This window comes from Nocardioides convexus (genome assembly GCF_011090295.1).
This window is the reverse complement of the sequence record NZ_JAAMYA010000001.1, coordinates 2,204,107-2,228,944: the sequence shown is the minus strand read 5'-3', so window position 1 is coordinate 2,228,944 and position 24,838 is coordinate 2,204,107. Positions and strand designations below refer to the sequence as shown.

Sequence of the window (24,838 nt, the reverse complement as noted above, 5' to 3'; positions counted from 1 at the left end):
AGGCTGCGGCGGCCGTCTCGGATTGGCTTAATCGTTTTGGTTTGGATGCGCTCGGCAACCGCCGCGGGCAATTCTCTAGTTCGGTTTAGCGATGGCGGATCTCCAAGTTTCAGGGCGACCCCGGCGCGAGCAAACTCGGATGTCTTCCCAAGTTGCGCTGTACTCGATAAGGAGTGCGATCGACGAGACACAATCGAAAACAGAGCGCCGGCTGGGCGAGTCCTTCGCGTCCACACCCCAGCCACGGAGACCGGAGGCGCGCTCGCTCGTTAGACGAACTGCGGGGACGAACGCAATCGCGCAACTTTCGTCAAGGACATCGGTGGCTGCGCTGAGCAGCAGACTCGCCGAGTTCTGCGGACGAAATGACGACTTGAGTGTGGTTGCTGTCGACGAGGGGCGCGGACTTGGGAACAAAGGTTCCGTCGCGATGCAAGTAGTCGGACAGGAGCACCGATATCCCGCGGCGGGCCATAGCCTTGGTTTGAAGATCGACTGCCTTCAGTGCCTTGGCGGCGCGGAGAAGAGTCGCGGTGCACGTGGCGAGGTCGAGAGCGTCAAACATCCCACCCATACTCGATTCCTGCAGTGCGAGCATGCGAGCGACGCCGAGCATCGCACCTGAGTGCGCTGGTCTCAGTGCATCGCGTAGTTGCCCAGCAAGGGGCTCGTCCAGCGTTTCGTCGTGCTCTAGCCAAGCAGCGAGCGAGTCGACCAGCAAGTAGGTGAGATACCAGTTGACGCGGCCGTCAACGAGCGCAGTCGCGCCGTCGGGATGAGGCTCGACATCTGCTTCGTAGGTATCGGTCGCCGTCATGAATCCGCGGGCTCGCAAGATTCTGGCAAGTTGTGCGGCGACGGTGCGACCGGGCCGTACGCCGTCATCTGTTGCAGTCATCGCGAGGGCACTGGACAAGCCACGAAGATGCAGTGAGACGGTGTAAATCGGGCTGGCCGACTGTTTATCCGCCAAGCGTTGATCGTCGTGCTTCTGAGGGATCGGTGAGCCTGCCGTACCAAGAGTTGAAGTCGGCGACGAAGCCGCGAGCAAGGGAGGCCCAGTTCACAGCCTCCGGGAGGGGAAAGTCGTGCCAGGTGCCGGTTTGCGTGGTTCGACCATGGGTGAGTGCCCGTTCCACCCTGGAGAGGCAGAACGCAGTGGTGGTCATTCCCTCCGTCTCGTCCTCGCCGTTGGGGCGGGCACGATCGATTTCAAGAACACCGGAGTTCCAGACTCGCGGACTCCGATGTAGTGCGACAGCGCGCTTCGCTGACGATCGATGGTTTGGCCGGCCCGGAAGGCAGCACGATCGGCGGGTCGCCGGGGGTCGGGGTGATCAACGCTGGCCGCCGCCTGACTTGGAGTCACGGCTCGTAGGCTAGCGCCGATTTGTTTCTGACGGCGCGTGTTGCTATCGAGTGTGGCTTGCCAGGTTGCAACTTGTGATCAACCAGCAAGTCGGCTGCTGGCGTGGCTTTCGCTAGAGGCGAAGGTGGAGCGGGACGGTGGGTGGTCGGCGCCGGTGACATTCACTGCCGCGGCACCACCGCGGAGTCGCTCCTCAGCCACCCACGCTCGGATCGGCAGAGCGCCGCCGAGCAGTCACAGGCGCGCAATCTAGGAGATCTCGTGGCTCGCTGTAGGCTTCAGGCATGGGCGCGGACGAGTGGTCGGCGGCGCTCGGCGCCAGTTGCGCGCAGGCGGCGAGGCTAATCGCCGGTCCTAACGAGGCGCTTCTTCCTGGCCTTCTTGGCGCGCTCAGGCTCGTGCCTTCGCTTCAGCCTCGACCATCGCCCCTGGCCGAGCATCTCCGATCAGCCTGTAGGTGTTCCGCACTCGTTCCCGGCTGAAGGTCGGCGATGTCGAACTGGTGACGGACTCCTTGCGGACGTCGACCAGAAACCGCAACTCGGTTCTCAGTTGTCCCTTGTGACCGGATTGCCGGCGAGAGGTTGAAGAGGCTCGGGAACCGTTCGGTGCTCCACCAGGTGCGCCGCCCGTCAACGTTCCGCTCCGCGAGCAGGACTAGAAGCATGGCGAGCGCGGCGGCGGACATGGACTGTATGTGGCCCTCGGTCCACAAGCTTCAAAGGGATCTTGAAGTACAGGTGAGGGGCGGCTTGCTCCGGGCCGCTTGCCTTGGCGTAGGCGGTTGACGGCAACGTGTACCTCGCGTTCAGGCCAGACTCCTCGCGCAGTGTGATCAGCGTCGACTCGCCCCTGCGCTTCTCCAACTTGACCAGTCGCAGATCTTCGAGAACGTCGAGGGCCCGAGTGACTCGCCGAGCACCGAGGGTGTTGGGCTCGTCGAGGCCGAGAAGGGCAGCCCATTGCCGGGCGAGGATGTCTGTCGTGAAGGGCTCACCCGAGCAGCGCCAGATAAGCGCGAGATAGAGCCTTGAGTGGTACCTGCCCGCCGCGTCCGCCGGCTGAAATGAGGCGCGCGAGCGGCGGCTCGACGCTTGGGTCATTGTTCCGCACGAACGATCGACGCAAGGGGATCTCATCGCGCCGTCCGGACTCGCTGGCCAGCAGTTTTGCGGTTCTCGATGGACCAAGGAGGAGCGCTCGCGAGGATGACTTTTGCCTCAGCCACTGACTCGGATCCTTTCGCTTCCTACCCGCAACTGCATGGAGTCCTACATTGTTCTACGCACAGCGACGGTTGTGCTTTGCGCTACCGGGTGAGTCTAGCGTGCAGAAAAGTGTTGGTGTCTATCTGGCTACAACTAGGCTTTTTCGACGCCTCGCCATCGTCGCCGCAGGTCAATGCTATGCGCGGCCTGGTGAGGAGGGGTACGCTCGCTGCAAGTTCTTCAGCAAGGCGTCAGGGGTACAGGAACTAGGGCTCGGCAGCCAGTCGAGATCCCGGGTTGTTGGCCCGCTGGGCACGGAGGAGTGATCCGAACAGCCAGTTCGGACCGAGACTGGCCCGAGCCTGGCGCGTCACGAGAAGGACCAGCCTGTGAACCGCGATGCTGATTCCGCAAGCAGCACGCTACCTCAGTACCCGATGGTGACGCTTGGTCATCGGAGGGGCTCAGGCCTGAGGGGTTCCGGTGGCGTGGGGCCGCGCTGGAACCGCGGCCCCACGCTTCTTCATCGGCGCCGACGTCTTCGGCGTACCCACCCCTGAAGCGAGAGGAGCAACCAACTGTGGAAGACGATGTCGAGGATGACGGTGGCGTTCGCCTTCGAGATCTCACCCAGGAGGGCGAGGTTGGCAAACTCATCGATCGTGAAGTCGAGCAGGAAACGGCAGCGCTGAATCGGAAGGTTGACGCCTACAGGGAAGCGGCTATCGATCGGCAGATGCAGGCTCGAAGAGCGGCGAGCGGCCGAGGAAGACATCGACGCTGAGGCCGCAAGGCGGTCAAGGCGTCACCTGCGGTCGGTTGGACAGGACTGAGGATCTGGGGTTGGTGTTGCGCACTCTTTCCGGGTGACAGTTATCGCTTAATGCGCCCTGCGGTCCGCAGACGTCTCGAAAGCCAACGTGCCTGGCGCGTTACGCTATTCGCGGAGAGCCTACAATCCGGGATCGCCGGCCACCGTCAGCGAGCCGGACTACATCATTGTCACCGACCTGGCTGCAACGCTCTTGCGCAGTGAAGCGTGCCTCACAGATCGGCTGGTCCTGTGAGCGAGAGTCGGCCGCAGACATCTGGCCACGGGGTTGCGGGTTCCGGCCCCGTGGCCGCTTGCCGGTCGAATGTGCGTGAGGTTTGCGGCGCTCCGCCCTGGTCTAGGCCTAGTGGTCGACGACCCGCGCCGCGCTGATCCTCGCGGTCGTATGCTCAGAGGGCAATGGCGGACTCATGGGCATCGAGCGAGGCGATCCGCCGGACGATGGAGGGGAACCGCGGACGCGATACCACGGCTGAGTTGGCGGTTCGGCGTCTGGTCCATGCGCGGGGTCTGCGGTACCGCATCAACTACCGACCGGAGCCGACGCTCAGGCGGACGGGTGATTTGGTGTTCACCAAGGCACGCGTTGTTGTCTTCATCGACGGGTGCTACTGGCACGGATGCCCAGAGCACTTCGTCATGCCGGTACGGAATCGGGAGTTCTGGGAGTCGAAGATCCGACGAAATCAGGAGCGGGACGCTGAGACCACGTCTGCCCTTCGGCAGTGCGGTTGGACGGTGCTTCGGTTCTGGGAACACGAGTCGCCGGAAGCTTGTCGCGGATGGCGTCTGTGCGGCCGTAGTCGGTCCCAAGCAGCGCCGCTGAGCGTTGCTTGGAAGTTGACTGGTCTGTGTCCCATATTGGCGAGTTTCTGTCGCCTAGGTCGCTCAGAAGTCAGTAGTGTCTACAGAACGTTTGCCGGGCACGAGCGCGGGCGCAAAACGTGTCCCGACGGTGTAGCGAAGGAGCGGTGGAGTGGCGGCGTACGGCGTGCCCCTGAAGCGATCAGATCGGCTGGTCCTCCCGACGCACCCTGACGCGCCCAGCGAAGAAAGCCTTCGTGGAGTGGTGTAGGAGCGAGAAGGCGGCCGGGCGCCTGCTGGCGATCGATCTTTTTCTCGGGGGCAGGAGGGCTCGGTGCTGGCGTAGAGTCCGCCGGTTGGACCGTTGTCGCTGCTGTGGATCACGACAGTCGAGCGCTGGAGACCCACCGTGCGAACTTCAGAGGTCTCGCGTTGGACGTTGACATGTCTGACGGCGATGCCGTCAAGGACCTCATCGCTCTGATCGCGCCAGCCGGCATCGACCTCGTCGTTGGCGGTCCTCCCTGCCAGCCGTTCAGCCGAGCGGGCCGCGCCAAGATCCGAAGCCTTGTGGATGACGGAGTCCGCGAGGAAGTGGATGCCCGAAAGGAGTTGTGGCGCTCATTCATCGAGGTCGTTCGGGCGATACGCCCGCGGGCGGTGATCATGGAGAATGTCCCTGACATGGCGATCGGGGACGACTTGGTCGTTGTGCGTGAGCTCGCGGACATCCTTGAGTCACAGGGCTACGCCGTGGACTATCGGCTTCTGGACGCGTGGCGGTACGGCGTTCCGCAACACCGCAAGCGTTTCATCCTCCAAGCGAGGAATGACGGTAGCGCTCCACTCTGGCCGGCGGCGAGCAGTGAGCGTCCGACCGTTCGCCATGCAATTGAGGACTTGCCCCAGTTGGGTGACACCACCGGCGAGCGTGAACTCGTCTACAAGGGTTCGCCGGAGCACTCCCTTGCACGCCATCTGCGGGGGGCAGCCTCGTCGAAGGTCATCCACGATCACATGACGCGAGCAGTGCGTGAGGATGACCGGGAGGCGTTCGGTTTGATGACGTCTACGACGCTCTACTCGGACCTCCCGAAGCATCTGCAGCGGTACCGGACGGATTCGTTCAACGACAAGTACAAGCGGCTGGACTGGGACGATCTTTCCCGGACCATCACGGCACATATCGCGAAGGACGGCTACTGGTACATCCACCCGTCAGAAGCCCGAACGCTGACCGTACGCGAGGCTGCTCGCATCCAGACCTTCCCCGACTCCTTCCGGTTCGCGGGCACTCGAAGCGATGCCTTCCGGCAGATCGGGAACGCCGTGCCGCCCCTTCTTGGGCGAGACTGTAGCGACTGTGGCAGCGCCGGATCAGGTTGGTGCGCCAGGTACCACGGGACTGCTTCGAGCAGCGCTGGACGACTGGGCGATGCAAGCGCGCGCCGACCGCTGGTGGCTGTTCCCGGGACCAGACATGACCCCTGTGGCGGCAATCATCGCGGCGGCACTGGACCTGCACCGACTTCCGCAGGACGCAGCCGGAAACATCATGGAGTCGGTACGCGGGGCAACAGTGCTGCGAGGTGCGCTGGAGGTGCCGACGCAGTACCTCAGTGCGTCGCGTCGGCGGGCGCTGGAGGAACTTGAGCCGCTGCGTTCAGAGGCGGGGCGGGATCATGTCGTCGCCTCGGCAGCGGCGCTGTCGCCGGCCCAGCAACGGCTGTTCCGCCTTCTCGCGGGACACAGCCAGTTGCTTGTGAGCAGCCGGGTCGCGCAGATCGTGAGTCGTCTGTTGGACCTTCCAGACCACCATCAGGGTCTTGGGACTGATATCAAGGTGGGGCTCGCGCAGGCTGGTCGGCGTTGGTGACAGGGCGGCTCTGCGTATGGCGGCCATTCGGACCATGCCGCTCGAGTCAGTCGATGGTCTCTGTCAGCGACTTGAGTCGGCTGATTCTCCTAGTGATCGTAAGGTGTCGTAGCCCACCACTTCTCCAAGTAGTGTTAATGCACCGCAGACACTGAACGGAGCAGAGCGATTGGCTAAGTCTGATTCGGAGGGCGAGCGCTTCCGCCCGCGAGCCCGCCTGCTCCAACTCCTCGGCGACCAGCCTGATCGGTAGCCCACGCCTCGCGATCTTCGAGTTGGTGAAGAACGCCTACGACGCCGACGCATCCATCGTCACGGTGACGATGGCGCGCCTCGACAAGCCTGACGCTTGGATCCGCGTCGAGGACGACGGACTTGGCATGTCGTACGAGACGATCCGCGACATCTGGCTGGTTCCCGGACACGACCACAAGGCGAAGAACCGCAAGGCAGGCAAGCGCTCACCGAAGGGTCGCCTGCCGCTCGGTGAGAAGGGCGTCGGGCGCTTCGCGGTTCACAAGGCTCGGCGGCGTCGTCGAGGTCGTATCGCGCGAGCCTGGCGGCGCCGAAGTCGTCCTGTCGGTCGACTGGGAGGAGGTCGCTCGTTCTGAGTACCTCGAGGATGCTCGGGTCGAGATCATCACTCGAGAGCCCGAAGTCTTCACTGGACGGCGCAAGGGCACTCGTGTCACCGTCACCTCGCTACGGGGGACACCTTGGACCCGAGGAGAGGTTCGACGGCTCTACCGGCAGATTACCTCAATCTCCTCGCCCTTCTCAGAGCGATCGGACAAGTTCAAGACAATTCTAAAACTGCCGAACCAGCGCTCTTGGTTGAAGGACTTGCCCAACGCTGAGACTCTTCTTGCGAGCGCACCGTGGGAGTTCTCGTTCGAGCCTAGAGAACAACAAGGCTCAGTTGGAGTTACCATTTTCGTGGGTTCAGGGGAATCCCAATCGCCCCGCGCCTCGTCAGTGATGATCGAGACGGCGTGTTGCTGGACCCAAAGGACCTTCCAGAAGCCGATTTCTCGGCTCTTAAAGAGACCAAGAAGCCGCCCCGCGCCGTCAAGAGTCTGCGCAAGTACCAAGACGGAATTGGAAAAATCACAGGTCGTTTCCTCGTGTATGACCGCGACAGAGACGTCATCGCGAAGATCGGCCACAGTGCTTCGCTGCAGGAATTCCTCAACGAGAGCGGTGGAGTCCGTGTCTACCGCGACGGCATCCGCGTCTACAACTACGGTGAGCCGAACAACGACTGGTTAGGGCTCGACCTTCGGCGCATCAACTCTCCGTCGAAGCGAATCAGCAACAACATTGTGGTGGGCGCCGTTGATCTTTCCCTCGAAGAAAGCAACGGCCTTGAGGAGAAGACCAACCGCGAGGGCTTTGTTGAGGGCATCGAGCTCGAGCGACTTCGTGCGCTGATCATTGGCGCCATTTCTGTATTCGAAGCCGAGCGGAACAAGGACAAGGCGAACCTTCGAAAGTTGCTTTCGAAGAAGCGCGACTCACTCGGCGGGGGTATCGAGAAGCCGCTGCTCAGCATCAAGAAGGTCGGCAAAGAAGCACGGTCTATCGGACAAGATCGACCCGCTGATCGTGAAGGCGCAGAAGGCCTACGACGACATGCGCGAGATCATGCTGAGAGCCTGGCACCTCGAGCATGTCCCTGGTGATCGTCTACCACGAGGTAGACCACGGGGTGCGGCTGCTGAACGCGGCGCTCCGTGGTGGCGCCGACCCGGAGGTGGTCTTAAGTCAGGCACGCGACCTCGTGGGCGTCCTAGACAGGCTTTGGGGATCTCCTACGCCGTGGCGAGTCCAAAGATCACGATGTCCGTCGTCTCGCTGAGCGCGCCGCAGAACTGAACGCCGTCAGGCTCTCGAACCACGACATTGCCTTGGAACTCCGGGTCGATCACGGGCCCAGCGCAGACCCGGTTCCGTCGCACTTTCCACTGGGTCTCGTTCTAGGTGCCGTCACAAACCTGATCGACAACAGCGTGTACTGGTTATCGTCCCGATGGCCAGAGGTCGAATCTGACACATCGCGGCGGCTACTGATGGCCGTAGACTCGGAATCTTTCGATGGACCAGCGCTGATCATCGCCGACAATGGTCCTGGATTTTTCCGACGAACTCGAGGACATGACCGAGCCCTTCTTTACGCGGCGGCCTGACGGCATCGGGGTTGGTCTGTACTATGTGAACCTGATCATGCAAGCCATCGGTGGCTCGCTTCAGATGATTGATCCTGATCTTGTTCCGCTCGGCGAGGACTACGATGGCGCAGCCCTTGCCTTGGTTTTCCCAAGGGGATGAATGTTCACGCCTCCGCGCTTCGTTGTGGTAGACGACGATCTAAGTGACCTACACCAGATTGCGGATGCGATCCAGGGACTCGGAACATCGTGCGCACGCGTGCACTACAGTTCGGAACAGGATCCAGCCAAGGAACTTTTCGTCAATTCGCGTGCGATCTTCATGGATCTTCACTCATCGAGGGCGTGGCGGCGAGCCAGTTCAATAAGCACTACGTCGAGATCCAGCGGCTGCTGACCAACTTGATTGATCCGACGAACGGCCCCTTCCTGCTTGTCCTCTGGACGGATGCAACGGAGCGGGTAGAGGAACTGCAGCAGTACCTGACAGACCACGCATACGAGGGTCGTCCTCACCTGCGACCAGTTTCCATCCTGCCGCTCTCGAAGAACGACTTCATGAACGGTGCTGGCGATCTTGTCGGCGCAGTCCGCGAGTGTCTCGCTGGCTCGCCGGCGCTGGCCGCGCTCCTTGACTGGGAGGTCGACGTTGCCGGCGCGGCAGCGCGGGTGATTTCCGGCGCACTCGCTTTAGCCACCTCGCCCCGAGTGACGGACGCCGAGGCTGGGCCGACCGGAAATCTGGCGACCTTGCTCAAGAAGATCTCCACCGAGGCGGTTGGCAAGGAAAACCTCGACGCACATCCGCGCTTGGCGATCCATGCCGCATTCCTGCCGCTCCTCCAAGATCATCTGCAGCACATTGCTCACTCTGACGGCAACATATGGAGTGAGGCGTTCAGCGAGGTAGTCGAGCCCATGCAAGAGACTCAGCAAGGCGCAGGTGGCAGACCTCAATACTCGTCTGCACGTGATGTCCGGCGATATGTTGGAATCGATCTCTCCGACAGACTGGGGAGCCATCTGCGAGGTTGAAGAAGGTTTTACATGGGAGGAGTTTGGCGTCAATTCGCAGGATGACTTCTTCGCGCACATCGAGAAGGTCGTCAAAATCAACTGGGGTAAGCACGCCGTTGGCGCTCGAGCCGTACAGATCCGGATTGGCGCCGCATGCGATTATGCTCAGAAGAGCTCGGGCCCTGTGCCGTATTTGTTTGCTGCGATGCTGCCTTCTCGAACGGATAAGGACGACGCTTACAGCCTGACGCCACGTTCCACAGGCTGGATATCCCCAGAACTCATCATTGACGGCAGTCCGGTCCAACTCTGCGCCGATCCTCGGTTTGTTCGGGTTCGTGGAGCCGCTCAGACGTCGAGTTTCAAGGTCCTTGGTCGAATCAGAGAACAACTCTTGATGGAGTTGGTCTCGTCCGTCAGCCAGCACGGTTCGCGGCCAGGGATCGTTCAGTTCCGGGCGAAGTGAAGATCCGACGCCAAAACTTTAGATAAACAAGCCAAAATGGTCCGAAGCTCGAACTCATGTGCGATCTTCTGAGGTGCGCTGCCTGTTTTGCCGTTCGAGAGACGGCAAGCGCTCCAATGAACACGTGTTCCGACGCGCGTTTAAAGAGACATACCCTCATTCGGCTGGATTAACGTTCTCACATCGGACGGCTGATGGACTGGTCGTCGAGGAGCGTCCGATATCCCAATTTGATATGACAATCAATAGGGTCTGTCGAGACTGTAATCAGGGGTGGCTCAACGACCTCGAGGAATCTGCTTACTCGGTGATCCATGAACTGACTGCAGGTAACGAGCGTGCACGTCTCTCTCGTGCGGAGGTCATCGATCTCGGCTTCTGGGCGTACATTCGGGCTCTACTGCGTACGTACGTGAGCCCAGCGGGTCGTGCTCCCGAGCAGGCTCTTCGCTGACGCCTACAGCACGCGGTCGGTTCCTGCCGGGTGTCACGTGGCTCTAGGTGGGTCGCGCAACTACGTACTTGAGGTCGGCGCGCATCAGTCCCTCCGGCTCGGTCGCGGCCGGAACTATCTGGGCTTCGTCGCGTTCGGGTTGGGAGGTCTTGTCTTTTTGGTGGGGATCTCCGATTCCTCGCCAGAGGCGGCAGAGCGTGCTCGAGACGTTGTTGAGCAACCAAGACTCTGGTTTCCGGGACGGTTCCGAAATCTGGCCCCAGTCGAGCCTGCCGGCCGGCGGTCTGCGGCTGCTCACTTCCGACCAGGCCCGAGCCGCGGCCGTGAGCCTGCTGCTACGGGTCGGTGCGTGGGATGCCGTCGACCACAAAGGGGAACGATTCGACCCGCTCGAAGTCATACCGATTCGATTCCATGACTCATTGGCATGGTCGGATCTGTCTGTCCGCGTCTCGAGCAAGTAGCCGACCCACCCGGCGCGATCCTAAGCGGTAGGCACCGCCGCGTCCCATCCGCGAAGATTCGCGCGGGGCTCAGTCCGGGCGGGGCGTGGCGCTCGGACTCGCTTGCCTGCGACCTCATTGCCGTCCTCTGACGTAGAGACAGCATCACCGGGGGCATCGTCCGACATATCCGGTTCTCCGGCGGTCTTAATCACTGGTCACTGAGCAACGGTCCGCACCAGCGCCGGCACTCCAAGTGAGCATGCATCAGCGAGCCTGTGGTCTGCGCCGTTGAATGCCTGCCCCTATAAGCGCGTTCCTGACCGTCGCGGCGTCGCAACTCAGTGCGTCGCCGACTGCGGCGAGCGACTGTCCCGATCGGTAGAGATCGACTGCGTGCTCCTTGTCTCGCGGCGTCAGGCGTGTGTTGCGGCGCGGGAGTTCGGAGTCAGCGGCCAATCGGTTCACGGCATTCCTGCTGATGGCGAACCGCGCGGCGATCGCGTTGGCCGGTTCTCCGGAGCGGTAGGCATCCAGGATCTCGTCGACTGCGGCTGCGCCGAGTCGATCCTTGAGCCGGTGCACGCGCGGTTGGCGCGGTGGCTCCTGAGCGCGAGCGGAAGGCTTGGCTGCTCGGCGAAGGGCGCTGAGTCGGTCGCGCTGGTTTGAACACCGTGCGATGAGCTCCACCATCACGAGAACCCGTGACCGGCACCGCCGGTCACGGGTTCTTCTCGTTCCGGGACGTCGACCCGGCACCGGCTCCCGGGGGCGTGGAGGGGCTGCGCCGCTGAATCGAATCTGGACAGTCGTCAAGAAAAACCTTGACAACTGTCCAGGGACCGGTAGCGTCCGAAGCCCAGCACGGACGGGGCCGGGGCGAGCACCGACCCGGCGGCGGGCCCGCCTCCTCGGTGCAGACCGCCCGTCCCCACGACAGACACGAAGGTGTGAGCATGATCGTCGCCTCTCTTCCCGCCACCCGCGCCGCCGCGGCGCCGGACGCGCCGGCGCTGCGCGACGACGAGCTCGAGCTCGACAACGCCGGCCTCGACGCCGCCGTCACGGCGGCCGCTGCCCGCCTCCGCGACGCCGGCGTCGGCCGGGGGGACGTCGTCGGCCTGCTGCTCCCCAACCGTGCGGCGCTGATCATCGCGCTGCTCGCGTCGTGGCGCCTGGGCGCGGCCGTGACCCCGATCAACCCCGTGCTCACCGGCGCCGAGGTCACCCACCAGGCGACCGACGCCGGCGCCAAGGTGCTCGTCACCGGCGACGGCGGCTCGCCGGTCGGCGGCATCGCGGGGATCGGCGTCGACGAGCTCGGCATCGGCGGCCCGGCCCCGGCCGACCCGCCGCCTGCCGTCGACGTGGCGCCCACCGACCTCGCCCTGCTGATCTACACCGCCGGCACGACCGGCAAGCCCAAGGGCGTGATGACCACGCACGGCAACATCGACGCGATGACGGGGTCGTTCATCGAGCACTTCTCCTTCACCGCCGAGGACCACAGCCTGCTGGTGCTGCCGCTCTTCCACGCCAACGGCGTCGTGCTCGGCACGCTCACCCCGCTCCGCGCGGGCGGGCAGGCGACCATCGTGGGCCGGTTCAAGGCCGACACCTTCTTCGCCGCGGTCGAGAAGCACCGGCCGACCTACTTCTCGGCGGTGCCGGCGATCTACGCCATGCTCACCGCCCTGCCCGCCGACGTGCAGCCGGACACCAGGCTCGCTGCGGCTGGTCATCTGCGGGGCGGCGCCGATGCCGGCGGAGCTCATCGCCAGGTTCGAGCACCGGTACGGCGTACCGCTGGTCGAGGGCTACGGCCTCTCCGAGACCACCACCGCCTCGTCGATCAACCCGGTCGAGGGCCCGCGCAAGCCGGGGACGGTGGGCACGGTGCTGCCCGGCCAGGAGATCAGGATCGTCGCCGAGAACGGTGCCGACGCCGCCCAGGGCGAGCCGGGCGAGGTGCTGATCAAGGGCCCGGTGGTCATGCAGGGCTACCTCAACCGGCCCGAGGACACCGCCAGGGTGCTGGTCGACGGGTGGCTGCACACCGGCGACGTGGGCCGGTTCGACGAGGACGGCTACCTGGTGCTGGTCGACCGGGTGAAGGACATGATCATCCGCGGTGGGGAGAACATCTACCCCAAGGAGATCGAGGCCGCGATCTACGAGAACCCCGACGTCTTCGAGGCGGCCGTGGTCGCCCGGCCGCACGACGTCTTCGGTGAGGTGCCGCTGGCGTACGTCGCCCTCAACGAGGGCGCCACGACGACCCCGGAGAGCCTGCTGGAGGAGCCTGACCGGCAAGGCTCGGTAGGTTCAAGGCGCCCGTCGAGATCCTGGTGCTCGAGGAGATCCCGAAGAACCCGGTCGGCAAGATCGACAAGCCGACCCTGCGCCGGCTGCCGCAGACCGCGGGCTGACCCCGCGCCGGTGCCCCGCGGCGTCGGTCCCGGATCCGATAACGCTGTCCATGGTGTGGATGCCGCGGGGGGTGTCCAATGGGGAGGACGGCTCGGGGCTGTGCGATCGCGCACGCGCCGACGCTCACCGGGTGGCGTGGGGCGTCGCCCAGGTGGAGCATGACGAAGGTGGAGCGGGGACAGTTGGACGGTCGTGGAGTCGGGCCGCAGGGGGCGCGTGCCCAGTTCCTGTGGACCGTGGTGAAGGACGCTGTCGATCGGCGCGAGGAGTTCCGCGCTGCCCGCCCGGACTGGCCGTGGGCACAGATCCTGCCGCCGCCCGACGGCGCCGCCGAGGTGCGGGGCGAGTGGGTCCGTCTCCGTGACAGCGCGGTCGTCTGCAACCTGGCGAGCCTGGCCGTCGCCCCACGACCCGAGGACTACGACGTCCTGGAGGAGCCTGGTCGCCCAGACTCGGGGGGATGGCGGTCGCCAAGATCCAGCACGACCGGACCTTCCCGCTCGAGCCGGACCCGGACCTCCCGATCGGGACCGCCTTCACCCTCGCCCTGACGCCGGCCGTCTACCGGTCGCTGTCCGCGAGCGCGGACCAGGACCTCGCCGAGCCTGTGTGCCTGCGCCTCCATGCGGTTCCTCCTGCAGGGGATGGACGACGTCGAGCCGGCACCGCCGATCGAGACGGTCGAGGAGTTCCTGCACTGCTTCGAGACCGGGTCCCTGGCGGAGTGGCGCCGCCAGGCTCATGCACTACGCGCTGGAGCCGTGGTCGCCCTACACCCGAGAGCCTGGTCGAGCCTCGCCGAGCAGGCCGGCCACCAGGACTACCTCGACGGGATGCGCCTGTTCCTCGACGCCCTGCGCGAGGAGACGAACCAGGGGGAACGGCAGACGATCGCGGCCGAGGTGCGGCGCCTCGTCGACGAGTCCGGCCTGAGCCGGCGCGAGTTCGCGCGACGGGTGGGGACCTCGGCGTCCCGGCTGTCGTCGTACGCCGTCGGTGGGACCACGCCCTCTGCGGCGATGTTCCTCCGGATCCGCCGCGCCGCCTCGCAGCCTGCGCGCGGAGGCCGCCGGCCGGCCGGCCGGCACCCCGGTGCCGCCGTCGCGCCGGCAGACCGGCTAGCCCGGCAGCCGCACCGTCACCTGCAGGCCTCCGCCCGGACGTGGCGCGAGGACCAGGCTTCGCCGTCGTGCGCCTCCGCGATGCTGCGCACGATCGCGAGACCGAGGCCCACGCCGGAGTGGTCGGTGCGGATCCGCCCGGTGCCGCGCTGGAACGGCTCGACGAGCGTGCCGACCAGACTCGGGGGAGAGCGGCGGCCCGGTGTTCGCGACCGTCAGCACCGCGCCGCCCGGCCCGGCCGCCGTGGCCACCTCGACCCGACCGCCCTCGGGCAGGTTGTGCACGATCGCGTTGTGCACCAGGTTCGTCGTCAGCCTGCAGGAGCAGCGCGGGTGAGCCCGCGGCGGTGACCGGGTCGCCGGTGACCTCGACGGTCGTGCCGCGCTTCTCGGCCAGCGGCAGCAGGGTCTCGGCGGCCTCCTCGGCGAGCAGCGAGAGGTCGACCGGCGTACGGACGAAGGCGCGGCGGTCCGCCTTGCTCAGCAGGAGCAGGGCCTCGGTGAGGTCGATGGCACGCTGGTTGACCGCGTACAGGCGCTCGACCAGGCTCGCCGTCGTCGTGGCCGGGATCCGTGCGGGCGACCTCCAGCAGGGTCTGGGTGACCGCGAGCGGTGTCCGCAGGCTCGTGCGAGGCGTTGGCCGCGAAGCGCTGCTGCTCGGCGACCTGGGCCTCGATCTGCCCGAGCATGGTGTCGAAGGCGTCGGCGAGTCTCGCGGAACTCGTCCTGCCGGCCCTCCAGGTGGATCCGGTGCCCGAGCGCGCCGGCCCCGGCGCGGCGGGTGGCGTCGGTGATCCGGTTCAGCGGGGCCAGCATCCGGCCGGCAAGCCACCAGCCGCCGACCAGGCCGAGCACCAGCACGACGCCCAGCATCATCGCGGCCTTCGGGGCGAAGGCGTCGATCAGGTCGGTCCGGTTCGGGGTGTGCGGCCACGGCCGGCCGTCCTCGGGCCCGATGATCTGGCCGTCCGGAACGTAGCGCAGCAGGAACGCCCACACCACGGCCAGCAACAGGAAGGCCGCCAGCATCAGGAAGCCGGCGTAGGCTGAGCGTGAGCCGGGCGCGGACGCTCAGACCCGGCCTCCTACCCATCACCGCCCTCCGGTACGTCGATCCGGTAGCCGACCCCCGGCACGGTCGCGATCAGCCCCGGCTCGCCCAGTCGCTTGCGCAGGGCCGAGACGGTGATCCGCACGGCGTTCGTGAACGGGTCGGCGTTCTCGTCCCAGGCCCTCTCCAGCAGGCTCCTCGGCGCTCACCACCCCGCCCTGGGCGGCGACCAGGACCTCCAGCACCGCGAACTGCTTGCGGGTCAGGGCGACGTACCGGTCCGCGCGGTAGACCTCGCGGCGGAACGGGTCGACGCGCAGCCCGGCGATCTCCCACACCGGCGGGCGGTTGTGGGCGCGCCGGCGGTCCAGGGCGCGCAGCCGGAGCACCAGGCTCGCGCAGACTCGAAGGGCTTGGTGAGGTAGTCGTCGGCGCCGATCTCGAAGCCGGACTCCTTGTCGTCGAGGCGGTCCGCTGCGGTGAGCATGATGATCGGCGTCGCGGTGCCCGAGGCGACGATCCGGCGGGCGACCTCGTCGCCGGACGGCCCGGGGATGTCGCGGTCCAGCACGGCGATGTCGTAGGCGTTGACGCTCAGCAGACCCAGTGCGGTGTCGCCGTCGCCGGCGATGTCCGCGGCGATCGCCTCCAGGCGCAGGCCGTCGCGGATGGCCTCGGCCAGGTAGGGCTCGTCCTCGACGATCAGCACGCGCATAGCAGTCCCGATGCTAGGGCGTGGGGGTGTATCGCCGGCGTATCGAAAAGTGCATACGCCGTGGCAACGCCGTTCTTCCTTGACTGGGCACATGTCCACCAGCACCGCTGTCCGCACCCTCGGCGCGCTCGTCCTCGCGGCGCTCGCGCTGTCCCTCCTCGTCGCCTGGTCCGGACCCTCCTCCGCCGACCTCGACGACGGTGAGCCTGCCCGACGGGGCCACCGCCTTCGACGACGACGCGGGCATCACCCGGCTCGACCCGGACCTGCTCGACGCGCTGCGCCGGGCCGGCCGCGACGCCGCCGCCGACGGGGTCGAGCCTGGGCGTCAACAGCGGCTGGCGATCGCGCGCCTACCAGGAGCGGCTCCTGCACGAGGCCGTCGCCGAGCACGGCTCGCGGGAGGAGGCCGCGCGCTGGGTCGCCACCCCCGACACCTCCCCGCACGTGCGCGGCCAGGCGGTCGACGTCGGTGGCGCCGGGGCGAGGTCGTGGCTGGCGGCGCACGGTGCGTCCTACGGGCTGTGCCGGATCTACGACAACGAGCCGTGGCACTACGAGCTGCGGCCGGCGGCGGTGCGCCGCGGCTGCCCGCAGCGGTACGCCGACCCCACCCACGACCCGCGGACCCGGCGATGAGCGCGGTCACCGTCTTCGGCTGCGACGCCGACGAGGCCGCGCTGGCGCGCCGGTTGGCGCCCCGGCTGGGGGTGCACGTCACGGTCACCACCGCACCCGTCTCCGCCGCGACCGTCGCGCTCGCGGCCGGGCGGCGGTGCATCAGCGTCGACCACCGCGCCCCGGTGGACGCGGCCGCCCTCGACGCCCTCGCGGCGGTCGGCGTGCGGCTGGTCTCGACCCGGAGCATCGGCACCGACCACATCGACGTCGCGCACGCCGCGCGGGCCGGGATCGAGGTCGCGAACGTGGAGTACGCGCCGGACGGGGTCGCCGACTACACCGTGATGCTGATCCTGATGGCGGTCCGGCACGCCGGGGCCACGCTGCGCCGTACCGACACCCACGACTACCGGCCGGGCGCGCGTGGGCGCGAGCCTGCGCGACCTCACCGTGGGCGTCGTCGGCACCGGTCGGATCGGGTCGGCGGTCCTCGCGCGGCTGCGCGGCTTCGGCTGCCGGGTGCTGACGTTCGATCGCGCCGACCCGGCCGGCCGGCTCGACGAGCCTGCTGCGGAGCAGCGACGTGGTCACCCTGCACACCCCCTGGTGCGCGAGCACCCACCACCTGCTGGACGCGCGGCGGATCGGGCTGCTCCGGCCGGGTGCCTGTCTCGTCAACACCGGTCGCGGGCCGCTCGTCGACACCTCCGCCCTGCTCGCCGCGCTCGAGTCCGGCCGCCTCGGCGGCGCGGCGCTGGACGTCGTCGAGGGCGAGGAGCACGTCTTCTACACCGCCCACGACGACCCGCCCGGCGACACCTGGGCACGCCTGCAGCGGCTGCCGAACGTCGTGGTCACCCCCCACACCGCCTACGCCACCGACCGGGTCCTGCGCGCCACGGTCGAGCACTCCCCTCATCCACTGCGCAGAGCTCGCGAAGGAGGCGGCATGGACCGGCTGAAGGTCGGGATCCTCTTCGGAGGACCCTCGGAGGAGCACCCGATCGCGGTGAAGTCCGCGTTGCAGGTGGTGGGACACCTCGACCCGGACCGGTACGAACCGGTCCTGGTCGCGATCACCCCGGACGGACGCTGGCGCCGGGTCGACCACCTGGCGGCGGATCCTGGGTCCGCGCCGCCGGCCGTGCTCTCCCCGGACCGCTCCGTGCACGGTCTGCTGGTGCTCGGGCCGACGGGCGTCGAGGAGGTGCGTCTCGACGTGGTGCTGCCCGTGCTGCACGGTCGCTGCGGCGAGGACGGCGCGATCCAGGGGCTGCTCGAGCTCGCCGGGATCCCCTACGCCGGCTGCGGCATCGCGGCCTCCGCCCTGGCCATGGACAAGTCGCTCACCTACCTCGTCGCGGGTGCGGCGGGGATCCGCACGCCGTCGTACCGGGTGGTGGAGGCGGGGGAGGAGCCGGATCCCGCGTCGTTCGCCTACCCCGTCTTCGTCAAGCCGGCCCGCTCCGGCTCGTCCTTCGGGGTCAGCAAGGTCGTCGCGCCTGCCGGCCTGGCCGCGGCGATCGCCACCGCCCGGCGGTACGACGCGAAGGTGCTCGTCGAGGACGCCGTACCGGGTGCGGAGGTGGGTTGCGCGATCCTCGGCGCCGGCGACGACCTGACCCTCGGCGAGGCTCGACCGGATCGGGCTCTCCGGCGGGTTCTTCCGGATCCACCAGGAGGACGCGCCCGAGCAGGGCTCGGACAACGCCACCGTGACGGTGCCGGCGGACATCTCCGAGGTGGCGCGGCAGTGCGTCCGGGAGACCGCGCGGGCGACGTACCGGGCTCTGGGGTGCGGGGGCCTGGCCCGCGTGGACCTCTTCCTGCTGGCCGACGACACCGTCGTGCTCAACGAGGTCAACACCTTCCCCGGGCTGACGTCGTACAGCCGCTACCCGCGGATGATGCAGGCCGCCGGCATCCCGCTGTCCGTCGTGCTCGACCGCTTGATCGCGGAGGCTCTCGCGCGATGAGGGACGGTTTCGCCTTCGTCGACGAGCCTGGTGCCGGGGATCCGCTGGGATGCGAAGTACGCCACCTGGGACAACTTCGTCGGCCGGCCGGTCGACGGCTACCTGGTCAACCGCATCGTCGGCACGCGGGCGCTGTGCACCGCCCTGGCGCGGGCGCAGCGCGCGGCCGCCGTACGCGGCTTCGGGCTGGTGCTGTGGGACGCCTACCGGCCGCAGCGCGCCGTCGACCACTTCCTGCGCTGGTCGGCGGAGTGGGAGGACGGGCGCACCAAGCCCCGCCACTACCCACACCTGGGCCGGGTGCAGATGTTCCAGCGCGGGTACGTCGCGACCCGCTCCGGTCACAGCCGCGGGAGCACCGTCGACCTGACCCTCTACGACCTCGCCTCCGGCGAGCTCGTGCCGATGGGCGGCGGCCACGACCTGATGGACCCGGTCTCCCACCACGACGCCCCGGGGCTGGACCCGGTCGCCGCCGAGAACCGCCGTCACCTGAGGGACGTCATGGCGGCGGCGCGGTTCCGCGCCCACCAACGCGAGTGGTGGCACTACACGCTCCTCGACGAGCCCTACCCGCGCACCTACTTCGACTTCCCGATCGCCCAGAGCCCCTCGGTGCCCTGGCCCGAGTGCTGACCTCCCGACACCGCTCCACCTGAAGGCCCCGGTCGACGACCGGGGTCTTCGTCATCTCTGCCCTCGGCGACGCGATCCGCCCACGCTCCCGAGTATCAGAAATGACTCGTCCTGACGCCTCATTGGCATCAGAAGACAACAAAACTGCCATTCCCGCGATTTCCGGACATGTCGATCCATTGCTTCGTATGGCAACACATCTGCCCAGGTGTGTCTGCCAACGAAGGAGATTGTCATGCTCAACAAGAAGTTCGCGGTTCGGATCGGTGCCCTCGTCCTCGCAGCCGTCACGGTCACAGGGCTGGCTTCTGTCGAGGCCGGTTCCGCTGGCGGCTCGATCGGGGCCGACCGGTCCGTCTGTTGCTGAAGGCCGCCGGACGCGACAGGGCGGCCGGCTCGATGCCGGCCGCCCTGCGCCGCGATGGCGTCGTCGCGTCGGCTCTTGTGCAGTGCCGCACTGGGGCGGACCGGCAGGCTGAAGTCCAGTCGAAGCCCCGGCGCTGCGGAAGGCCTGCACGGCGCCTTCGTGGTCCCCGACCTCGGCCAGCAGGTCGGCGAGCTCGAACCAGAGCCTGGGCGGCCCCCCGGTCCGAGCCCGCACCGCTGAGGGCGTGCACGCCGGCCTGGAACAGGCGCCGGGCCTCGTCGCGATCGCCGCCGGCGAAGGCCACGCGGCCATGGAGCACGTGGGCCTGCGCCTCGAGGGTGGGGGCCCCGGTCGGACGCGTCGCGATGACCTTCTGCGCGTAGTCGCGAGCAAGGTCGTGCTCGCCGCGCAGGTAGTGGGCGCGGCCGCGCAGCAGGTTGAGATAGGCGATGTCCCACGCCGAGGCGCCGGACCAGCCTGAGCCTCCTGCTCGTGGCTCTCGAGGAGGGCGAGGGCGGCCTCGGGATCCGGCGGGTCCTGGACCAGGTGAAGATTCGCCACCTCGGAGCGGAGGCGGGCGAGATTCCGGCTGTCGTCACTCTGCTCGAACAGGGCTAGGGCCTTCTGGGCCGACTCGAAGGCCGACAGGTGGGCGCCGCGCGTCGACTCGACGATGCTCGCGTTCCAGTAGGCGGAGGCCTTGCCGATGACGGAGTCGTACTTCTCGGCGGCCTCGAGCGCGCGCATGCACGTGCGCATGGCCTGGCCCGTGTCGCCCTGGAAGATGTAGGCGCCGGCCGTCGTGACAGTGGTCTGGATCGCCTCGGCGAGGCCACCGATGCCCAGACTCGTCGATGATGGTCTGCGCCTCTTCGCCCACCGCGATAGCGCGCGCGTGCTCACCGCTGTCGCGGTAGCAGCGGCTCAGTGCGATGAGTGCCTTGAGCCAGTTCGCGTCCGGCGAGGGCTGTGCGGTGAGCCTCCTCGAGCAGCACGATCGCCGCGTCCAGGTCGCCGGTGACCTCGAGGGCGCCGGCCCGCACCAGCCTGGGCCGCCCGCAGCACCGGGGGCACGTTGGCGGTCGCCTCGTCGGCGAGGACCTTGTCGATCGCCTTGAGCGCGCCGGCGCCGTCGCCGGAGACCAGCGAGAGACTCGGCGTAGTCCACGGCGAGCCGGAGTTCTTGGACGCGGTCCCGGGGGACGGTGAGGAGCAGGTCCTCGAGGGAGACGCCCATCCGGCCGGCCATCCGCTCGAGCAGTCCGGCCTCGGGGCGGCGCTGGCCGTCCTCGATCCGGGAGAGGTAGGCGGCGGAGACGTCCTCGGCGGCCACCTGGGCCTGGGTCATCCCGGCCGCGACGCGGGCGGTCCGGATCCGTCGCCCGGACCCGGCGGCGTCGATACTGCGGCTCAATTCGGCTAGATACAGGTCCACCTGACCCATTGTGCCTCCCTGGGGGTTGTCATGGTCAGCGGTGGGGGGTGCGTGTCGGGGGTCGCGCTGGCGAGCAGTCTGCTCGACGCGATCGTTGCCGTCGCCGATCTCGGCGAGCGCCAGCGCCATCGACGCCAGCCTGTACGGCGGCCGGGGTCGCGCCGCCCACCGCTGCCTCCGCCGTGCTCGCGCGCCAGTACGACGCCGCGCGGTCCAGCTCCGAGGGCGCGCTCGCGTAGGCGCTCAGCGCCTCGCGGCAGACCCGCTCGGCGGTGCCCAGGCTGCCGCAGCGCAGGTGGGCGTCGGCGACCGCAGCGGCCAGGCGGAGGGTCTCGGCGAGCCCGTCGGCGCGCAGGTCGCGCATCTGGCGCTGGGCCACCTCACCGATCGCGATCGCGCGACCGGGCTCGCCGCGGGCGCCGTAGCAACTGCACAGGGTGATGAGGGAGCGCAGGGTGTTCATGTCCGGGTTGGGTCCGGCGACGAGCTTCTCCAGGATCTCGATGGCCTCGTCGAGACGGCCGAGGGCCAGCAGGGCCTCGGCGCGGACTCGCAGGGCGGTGGCGTGCAGCGCGTCGTCGCGGTAGGTGACCACGACCGCGAGCACGGCGTCGGCCGTCGACAGCGCCCTCTCGGCGTCGCCGAGGGTGAGGGCGATCGCCGCGTGCTCGATCTGCGGCTCCAGCGAGCGGGCCTCGTGGGTGGAGAAGCCGGTCAGCAGGCTGGTGGCCGGTGGTGCCCATCCGCGCGGCGAGCGCCTCGAGCAGGTTGGCCGCGGGACGGCGCTGGCCGCGCTCGATCCGGGAGACGTACGCGGCGGTCACGGTGCCGTCGGCGAGCTCGGACTGCGTGAGCCCGGCCGCGACGCGCGAGGCGCGGATCCGGCGGCCGAGCTCGGCCGGGTCGATGGTGCGGCTCAGGCCCGCGAGATCTACGTCCACCCACACGAGTATGCCCTGAGACTGAATATGGTGACAGATATAGCGATGATTCACAGGCAATTTCCAGATTCGGTCACGGTGGCCGAGAGTGGGAGTTGACTCGGATATGAAGTGTCGTAGTAATCTACGACCACAATCATCTGAGTTTGGAGGCGGACATGCGGATCGTGATCTTCGGGGCCGGGCTGATCGGGAGCAGGCTGGCAGCACACCTCGCCGAGCGGGGGTACGACGCCGTCGCGCTCGGTCGCGGCGACGGGATCGACGTCACCACGGGGCAGGGCGTGGCGGCGGCCGTCGCCGGGGCCGAGGTGGTCGTCGATGTGACGAACTCGCCCACCTGGGCGGACGAGGAGGTGCTCGCCTTCTTCCGCGACTCGACTGCGCACCTGGTCGCCGCGGGCGCGGCGGCGGGGGTCAAGCACCACGTGATCCTGTCCATCGTCGGCCTCGACCGGCTCACCGACGCGGGTTACATGCGGGCCAAAGGCTGGCCCAGGAGGCGGGCGTCGAGGCGGGGGAGGTGCCGTTCACGATCGTGCGGGCCACCCAGTTCCACGAGTTCGTGGCGGGCATCGCCGACGCCAGCACCCGGGGTGACACCGTCCACGCGACCCCCGGCAAAGCCTGCAGACCATCGCCGCCGACGACGTCGTGGCTCGTCTCGCCGAGGTCGTCACCGGCCCGCCCGTCGGCGGCGTCGTCGAGATCGCCGGGCCCGACGTGCTGGGCATCGACGGTTCGGTCCGCCGCCTGTTCGCAGCCACCGGGGACCCGCGCCGCGTGGTCACCGATCCGGAGGCGGGCTACTTCGGCGCGGCGCTGGACGACACCGCGCTCATCGCCACGCCGGGTGCGGGGGCCTGGATCGCCCCCACGTCGTACGACGCGTGGCTGGCCACGCACTAGGGTCCGTGACGTGAAGCCTGAGCGCCGGGGTCGAGTGGGCGGTGCACTGCTGCGTCGTGCTCAGCCAGGCGAGCCGGCCGGTGCCGGCCGCCCGGCTGGCGGACCTGCACGGCGTCTCCCGCTCCTACCTCGCCAAGCACCTGCTGGCGCTGGCCAAGGCGGACATCGTGCGCGCTGTGGAGGGCCGCGACGGTGGGTACGTCCTCACCCGGCCCGCCGCCGAGATCAGCGTGCACGAGGTGGTCCGCGCGGTGGACGGGCCGGAGCCGGCGTTCCGGTGCACCGAGATCCGTCAGCAGGGCGAGCCTGGCCGCGCCCCCGGAGCAGTGCCGCACACCCTGCGGGATCGCCCGGGTGATGGCGGAGGCGGAGCGGGCCTGGCGCCGCACCCTGGCCGGTACCTCGGTCGCGGACCTCGCCGCGGGCTTCGACACCTCCCGGATCATCGAGCCTGGTCGGAGATGCGCCCGGCGGTGCTGCTGCGGACTGAGTCCCCGCACCCGCTTGAACGCCGCGCTCAGCGCGAACCCGCTGCCGTAGCCGACCTGGCGGGCGACCACCTCGATCGCGTCGTCGGAGGCGACGAGCAGGTCCGCGGCCAGCGCGAGCCGCCAGGAGGTGAGGTAGGTCATCGGCGGCTCCCCGACGAGCTTCGCCGAAGCGGCGGGCCAGGGCGGCGCGGGAGACGCCCACCTCGGCGGCGAGCGAGGCGATCGTCCAGCCGCGCTCGGGATGGTGGTGCATCAACCGCAACGCCTCGCCGACGACCGGGTCGGTGGTCGCGAGCCCGCGGGTGACCTGCTCCTCGCCGGCCAGCCAGTCGCGCAGCACGGTCACCAGGACGAGGTCGAGGAGCCGGTCGAGGACGACCTCCTGGCCGGGCTCCTCGCGGGTGATCTCCTCGGCGAGCACGCCCAGCAGGGGCGAGGTGGAGCGGCGTTGGACGATGAGACGCGGCATCGCCGCCAGCAGTGGACGGCCGGCCTCGGTCTCGGCCTCCCACGTGCCGACCAGCAGCACGTCGGAGCCGTCGCGGCTGTTGCCCCAGGTGCGCACGCCGAGCGCCATGGGCTGGGCGAGCAACCGGCCGTCCGGGTCCACGCACACGTTCCCCCGGGCGATCGTGATGCCTGGCCGTGTGCCGGGGTGGTCGGCGACGGAGTACACCGGTCCGCCGCGGATCACCGCGACGTCGCCCTCGCGCAGGCTCCCGCGGCGGCCCGAGCTCACCGGTGATCCACACCGACCCGCGGGCCACGGCGACCAGCGTCAGGGCCGGGTCGTCCTCGATCCGCACGCCCCAGGGCGGCTCCATCACCATCCGCAGGGCGAAGGCCTGACGCGCGCGGGGGCCGGAGAGGAGGTGCCCGATGCCGTCCATCGCGCCACTGTGCTGGACGATGGCACATGGAATCAAGACCTCTGGCCATGGAGAGTCTCGCTGGGTCGCGATGAGGTGGGGTCATGAGCAGCCACCCCCTCGTCCTGGTCGGCACCGCCGGCACCGGCCTCGTCGCCGGGATCTTCCTCGCCTTCGCCACCGCGGTCATGCCGGGGCTGGCGCGCGGCGACGACCGCACGTTCGTCGCGGCGATGCAGCAGGTCAACCTCGCGATCGTGAACCCGCTCTTCGTGAGCCTGTTCGTCACACCTCTGCTGGTGCTCGGCACCGCGTTCTTCACCGCTCCTGCCCGCTGGTGGGTGCTCGCCGCGCTCCTCCTGTACGTCGCCACCGTGCTCCTCACCGGGGCCGGCAACATCCCGCTCAACGACGCCCTGGCGGCGGCCGGCTCGAGCGACCCCAGTACGGCGCGGGCAGCCTTCGAGGACCCGTGGAACCGGCTGCACCTCGTGCGCACGGTCGCCGTCCTGGCGTCCTTCGGCTGCTGCCTGGTCGCGCTGGTGCGTGGGGCGTGATCGGATGCGGCGTGTGACGTGGGCCACAGGAAGCAGTTCGCCCGGAGTGCTTGCGCGCGCTAGCGGCGTACCTACTGTCGG

23 protein-coding genes and 8 pseudogenes are annotated in these 24,838 nt (G+C 68.0%); 19 read left to right on the top strand and 12 right to left on the bottom strand.

The features are described 5' to 3' along the window. Window positions 1-310 precede the first annotated feature (310 nt). The gene (locus tag G5V59_RS16700; RefSeq protein ID WP_278257212.1) at window positions 311-1,051 is read right to left on the bottom strand and encodes a hypothetical protein; all 741 of its coding nucleotides are present in this window, start codon (window positions 1,049-1,051) and stop codon (window positions 311-313) included. A 2,049-nt stretch (window positions 1,052-3,100) separates the two neighbouring features. Further along, entirely contained in the window at window positions 3,101-3,352 is a 252-nt protein-coding gene (locus tag G5V59_RS16695) for a hypothetical protein (RefSeq protein WP_278257211.1), read from the bottom strand. A 456-nt stretch (window positions 3,353-3,808) separates the two neighbouring features. Between G5V59_RS16695 and G5V59_RS16690 the strand changes: the two genes are divergently transcribed. The 7 genes from G5V59_RS16690 (at window position 3,809) to G5V59_RS16660 (ending at window position 9,740) form a co-directional block, all read left to right on the top strand. Then, window positions 3,809-4,447: a very short patch repair endonuclease gene (locus G5V59_RS16690; RefSeq protein ID WP_278257210.1), complete on the top strand. Its 639-nt coding sequence runs from the start codon at window positions 3,809-3,811 to the stop codon at window positions 4,445-4,447. 72 nt (window positions 4,448-4,519) lie between these two features. Then, window positions 4,520-5,866 (top strand): DNA cytosine methyltransferase, encoded by a 1,347-nt coding sequence (locus tag G5V59_RS16685; protein ID WP_278259887.1) that lies wholly within the window; start codon window positions 4,520-4,522, stop codon window positions 5,864-5,866. Window positions 5,867-6,268: 402 nt separating this feature from the next. After that, window positions 6,269-6,700, top strand: a complete 432-nt coding sequence (locus G5V59_RS16680; RefSeq protein ID WP_341351232.1) for an ATP-binding protein — start codon at window positions 6,269-6,271, stop codon at window positions 6,698-6,700. Between the two features lie 381 nt (window positions 6,701-7,081). Then, a complete protein-coding gene (locus tag G5V59_RS16675) occupies window positions 7,082-7,771 on the top strand; it encodes a hypothetical protein (RefSeq protein WP_278257209.1) in 690 nt (229 codons plus the stop codon). Between the two features lie 472 nt (window positions 7,772-8,243). After that, a complete protein-coding gene (locus tag G5V59_RS16670; protein WP_278257208.1) occupies window positions 8,244-8,417 on the top strand; it encodes a hypothetical protein in 174 nt (57 codons plus the stop codon). An 89-nt stretch (window positions 8,418-8,506) separates the two neighbouring features. Next, window positions 8,507-9,292, top strand: coding sequence for a hypothetical protein (locus tag G5V59_RS16665; RefSeq protein ID WP_278257207.1), 786 nt, complete (start codon window positions 8,507-8,509; stop codon window positions 9,290-9,292). Further along, entirely contained in the window at window positions 9,231-9,740 is a 510-nt protein-coding gene (locus G5V59_RS16660) for a hypothetical protein (RefSeq protein WP_278257206.1), read from the top strand. The genes G5V59_RS16665 and G5V59_RS16660 overlap by 62 nt, the downstream gene beginning before the upstream one ends. Window positions 9,741-10,904: 1,164 nt before the next feature. On the opposite strand, the gene G5V59_RS16655 is transcribed toward G5V59_RS16660, so the two are convergent. Next, the gene (locus G5V59_RS16655; protein ID WP_278257205.1) at window positions 10,905-11,222 is read right to left on the bottom strand and encodes a hypothetical protein; all 318 of its coding nucleotides are present in this window, start codon (window positions 11,220-11,222) and stop codon (window positions 10,905-10,907) included. A gap of 371 nt (window positions 11,223-11,593) precedes the next feature. Here G5V59_RS16655 and G5V59_RS16650 point away from each other — a divergent pair, with 371 nt between their 5' ends. The 4 genes and pseudogenes from G5V59_RS16650 to G5V59_RS36880 all read left to right on the top strand — a co-directional run. Beyond that, window positions 11,594-12,871, top strand: coding sequence for an AMP-binding protein (locus tag G5V59_RS16650; RefSeq protein WP_278257204.1), 1,278 nt, complete (start codon window positions 11,594-11,596; stop codon window positions 12,869-12,871). After that, window positions 12,756-13,229, top strand: coding sequence for a hypothetical protein (locus G5V59_RS16645; RefSeq protein ID WP_278259885.1), 474 nt, complete (start codon window positions 12,756-12,758; stop codon window positions 13,227-13,229). Before G5V59_RS16650 ends, G5V59_RS16645 begins: the two co-directional genes overlap by 116 nt. 77 nt (window positions 13,230-13,306) lie before the next feature. Then, on the top strand, window positions 13,307-13,618 hold the full coding sequence (locus tag G5V59_RS16640; protein WP_278257203.1) for a hypothetical protein: 312 nt from the start codon (window positions 13,307-13,309) through the stop codon (window positions 13,616-13,618). Window positions 13,619-13,690: 72 nt separating this feature from the next. Continuing rightward, window positions 13,691-14,095 (top strand): annotated as a pseudogene (locus G5V59_RS36880) (helix-turn-helix transcriptional regulator); the annotation flags it as partial. A gap of 110 nt (window positions 14,096-14,205) precedes the next feature. On the opposite strand, the gene G5V59_RS16630 reads toward G5V59_RS36880, so the two are convergent. From G5V59_RS16630 to G5V59_RS16620, 3 genes and pseudogenes are all read right to left on the bottom strand, one after another. Next, a complete protein-coding gene (locus tag G5V59_RS16630) occupies window positions 14,206-14,367 on the bottom strand; it encodes an ATP-binding protein (protein WP_278259884.1) in 162 nt (53 codons plus the stop codon). A 587-nt stretch (window positions 14,368-14,954) separates the two neighbouring features. Next, a pseudogene (locus G5V59_RS16625) lies at window positions 14,955-15,005 on the bottom strand (hypothetical protein); the annotation flags it as partial. A gap of 269 nt (window positions 15,006-15,274) precedes the next feature. Beyond that, window positions 15,275-15,955: pseudogene (locus G5V59_RS16620) on the bottom strand (response regulator transcription factor). 321 nt (window positions 15,956-16,276) lie between these two features. On the opposite strand from G5V59_RS16620, the gene G5V59_RS16615 reads away from it, so the two are divergent. The 5 genes and pseudogenes from G5V59_RS16615 to vanX all read left to right on the top strand — a co-directional run bounded on the left by G5V59_RS16615 (window position 16,277) and on the right by vanX (window position 19,188). Then, the gene (locus G5V59_RS16615) at window positions 16,277-16,594 is read left to right on the top strand and encodes a D-alanyl-D-alanine carboxypeptidase family protein (RefSeq protein ID WP_341351231.1); all 318 of its coding nucleotides are present in this window, start codon (window positions 16,277-16,279) and stop codon (window positions 16,592-16,594) included. Then, window positions 16,591-17,489: pseudogene (locus G5V59_RS16610) on the top strand (NAD(P)-dependent oxidoreductase); the annotation flags it as partial. The gene G5V59_RS16615 and the pseudogene G5V59_RS16610, both read left to right, overlap by 4 nt. Before the next feature lie 36 nt (window positions 17,490-17,525). Beyond that, a pseudogene (locus G5V59_RS36875) lies at window positions 17,526-18,131 on the top strand (D-alanine--(R)-lactate ligase); the annotation flags it as partial. Between the two features lie 88 nt (window positions 18,132-18,219). Next, window positions 18,220-18,552: a hypothetical protein gene (locus G5V59_RS36870; protein WP_341351230.1), complete on the top strand. Its 333-nt coding sequence runs from the start codon at window positions 18,220-18,222 to the stop codon at window positions 18,550-18,552. Further along, window positions 18,549-19,188 (top strand): annotated as a pseudogene (gene vanX, locus G5V59_RS16600) (D-Ala-D-Ala dipeptidase VanX). The gene G5V59_RS36870 and the pseudogene vanX overlap by 4 nt, the downstream one beginning before the upstream one ends. A gap of 293 nt (window positions 19,189-19,481) precedes the next feature. Here the strand turns inward: vanX and G5V59_RS16595 are convergent. The 4 genes from G5V59_RS16595 to G5V59_RS16580 all read right to left on the bottom strand — a co-directional run bounded on the left by G5V59_RS16595 (window position 19,482) and on the right by G5V59_RS16580 (window position 21,931). Further along, window positions 19,482-19,874, bottom strand: coding sequence for a hypothetical protein (locus tag G5V59_RS16595; protein WP_278257202.1), 393 nt, complete (start codon window positions 19,872-19,874; stop codon window positions 19,482-19,484). A gap of 276 nt (window positions 19,875-20,150) precedes the next feature. Continuing rightward, the gene (locus G5V59_RS16590) at window positions 20,151-20,969 is read right to left on the bottom strand and encodes a helix-turn-helix transcriptional regulator (protein ID WP_278257201.1); all 819 of its coding nucleotides are present in this window, start codon (window positions 20,967-20,969) and stop codon (window positions 20,151-20,153) included. A 55-nt stretch (window positions 20,970-21,024) separates the two neighbouring features. Then, window positions 21,025-21,369, bottom strand: coding sequence for a hypothetical protein (locus tag G5V59_RS16585; RefSeq protein ID WP_278257200.1), 345 nt, complete (start codon window positions 21,367-21,369; stop codon window positions 21,025-21,027). A 1-nt stretch (window position 21,370) separates the two neighbouring features. Continuing rightward, on the bottom strand, window positions 21,371-21,931 hold the full coding sequence (locus G5V59_RS16580; RefSeq protein ID WP_278257199.1) for a helix-turn-helix transcriptional regulator: 561 nt from the start codon (window positions 21,929-21,931) through the stop codon (window positions 21,371-21,373). Window positions 21,932-22,089: 158 nt separating this feature from the next. Between G5V59_RS16580 and G5V59_RS16575 the strand changes: the two genes are divergently transcribed. After that, window positions 22,090-22,854, top strand: a complete 765-nt coding sequence (locus G5V59_RS16575; protein ID WP_278257198.1) for a hypothetical protein — start codon at window positions 22,090-22,092, stop codon at window positions 22,852-22,854. Further along, window positions 22,851-23,198 (top strand): hypothetical protein, encoded by a 348-nt coding sequence (locus G5V59_RS36865; protein WP_341351369.1) that lies wholly within the window; start codon window positions 22,851-22,853, stop codon window positions 23,196-23,198. The genes G5V59_RS16575 and G5V59_RS36865 overlap by 4 nt, the downstream gene beginning before the upstream one ends. A 169-nt stretch (window positions 23,199-23,367) precedes the next feature. Here G5V59_RS36865 and G5V59_RS36860 read toward each other — a convergent pair. Together G5V59_RS36860 and G5V59_RS36855 are read right to left on the bottom strand one after the other, a co-directional pair. After that, window positions 23,368-23,472, bottom strand: a pseudogene (locus G5V59_RS36860) (AraC family transcriptional regulator); the annotation flags it as partial. Between the two features lie 238 nt (window positions 23,473-23,710). Beyond that, window positions 23,711-24,007, bottom strand: a pseudogene (locus G5V59_RS36855) (cupin domain-containing protein); the annotation flags it as partial. 297 nt (window positions 24,008-24,304) lie between these two features. Here G5V59_RS36855 and G5V59_RS16565 point away from each other — a divergent pair. After that, a complete protein-coding gene (locus G5V59_RS16565) occupies window positions 24,305-24,757 on the top strand; it encodes an anthrone oxygenase family protein (protein ID WP_278257196.1) in 453 nt (150 codons plus the stop codon). Window positions 24,758-24,838: the final 81 nt, after the last annotated feature.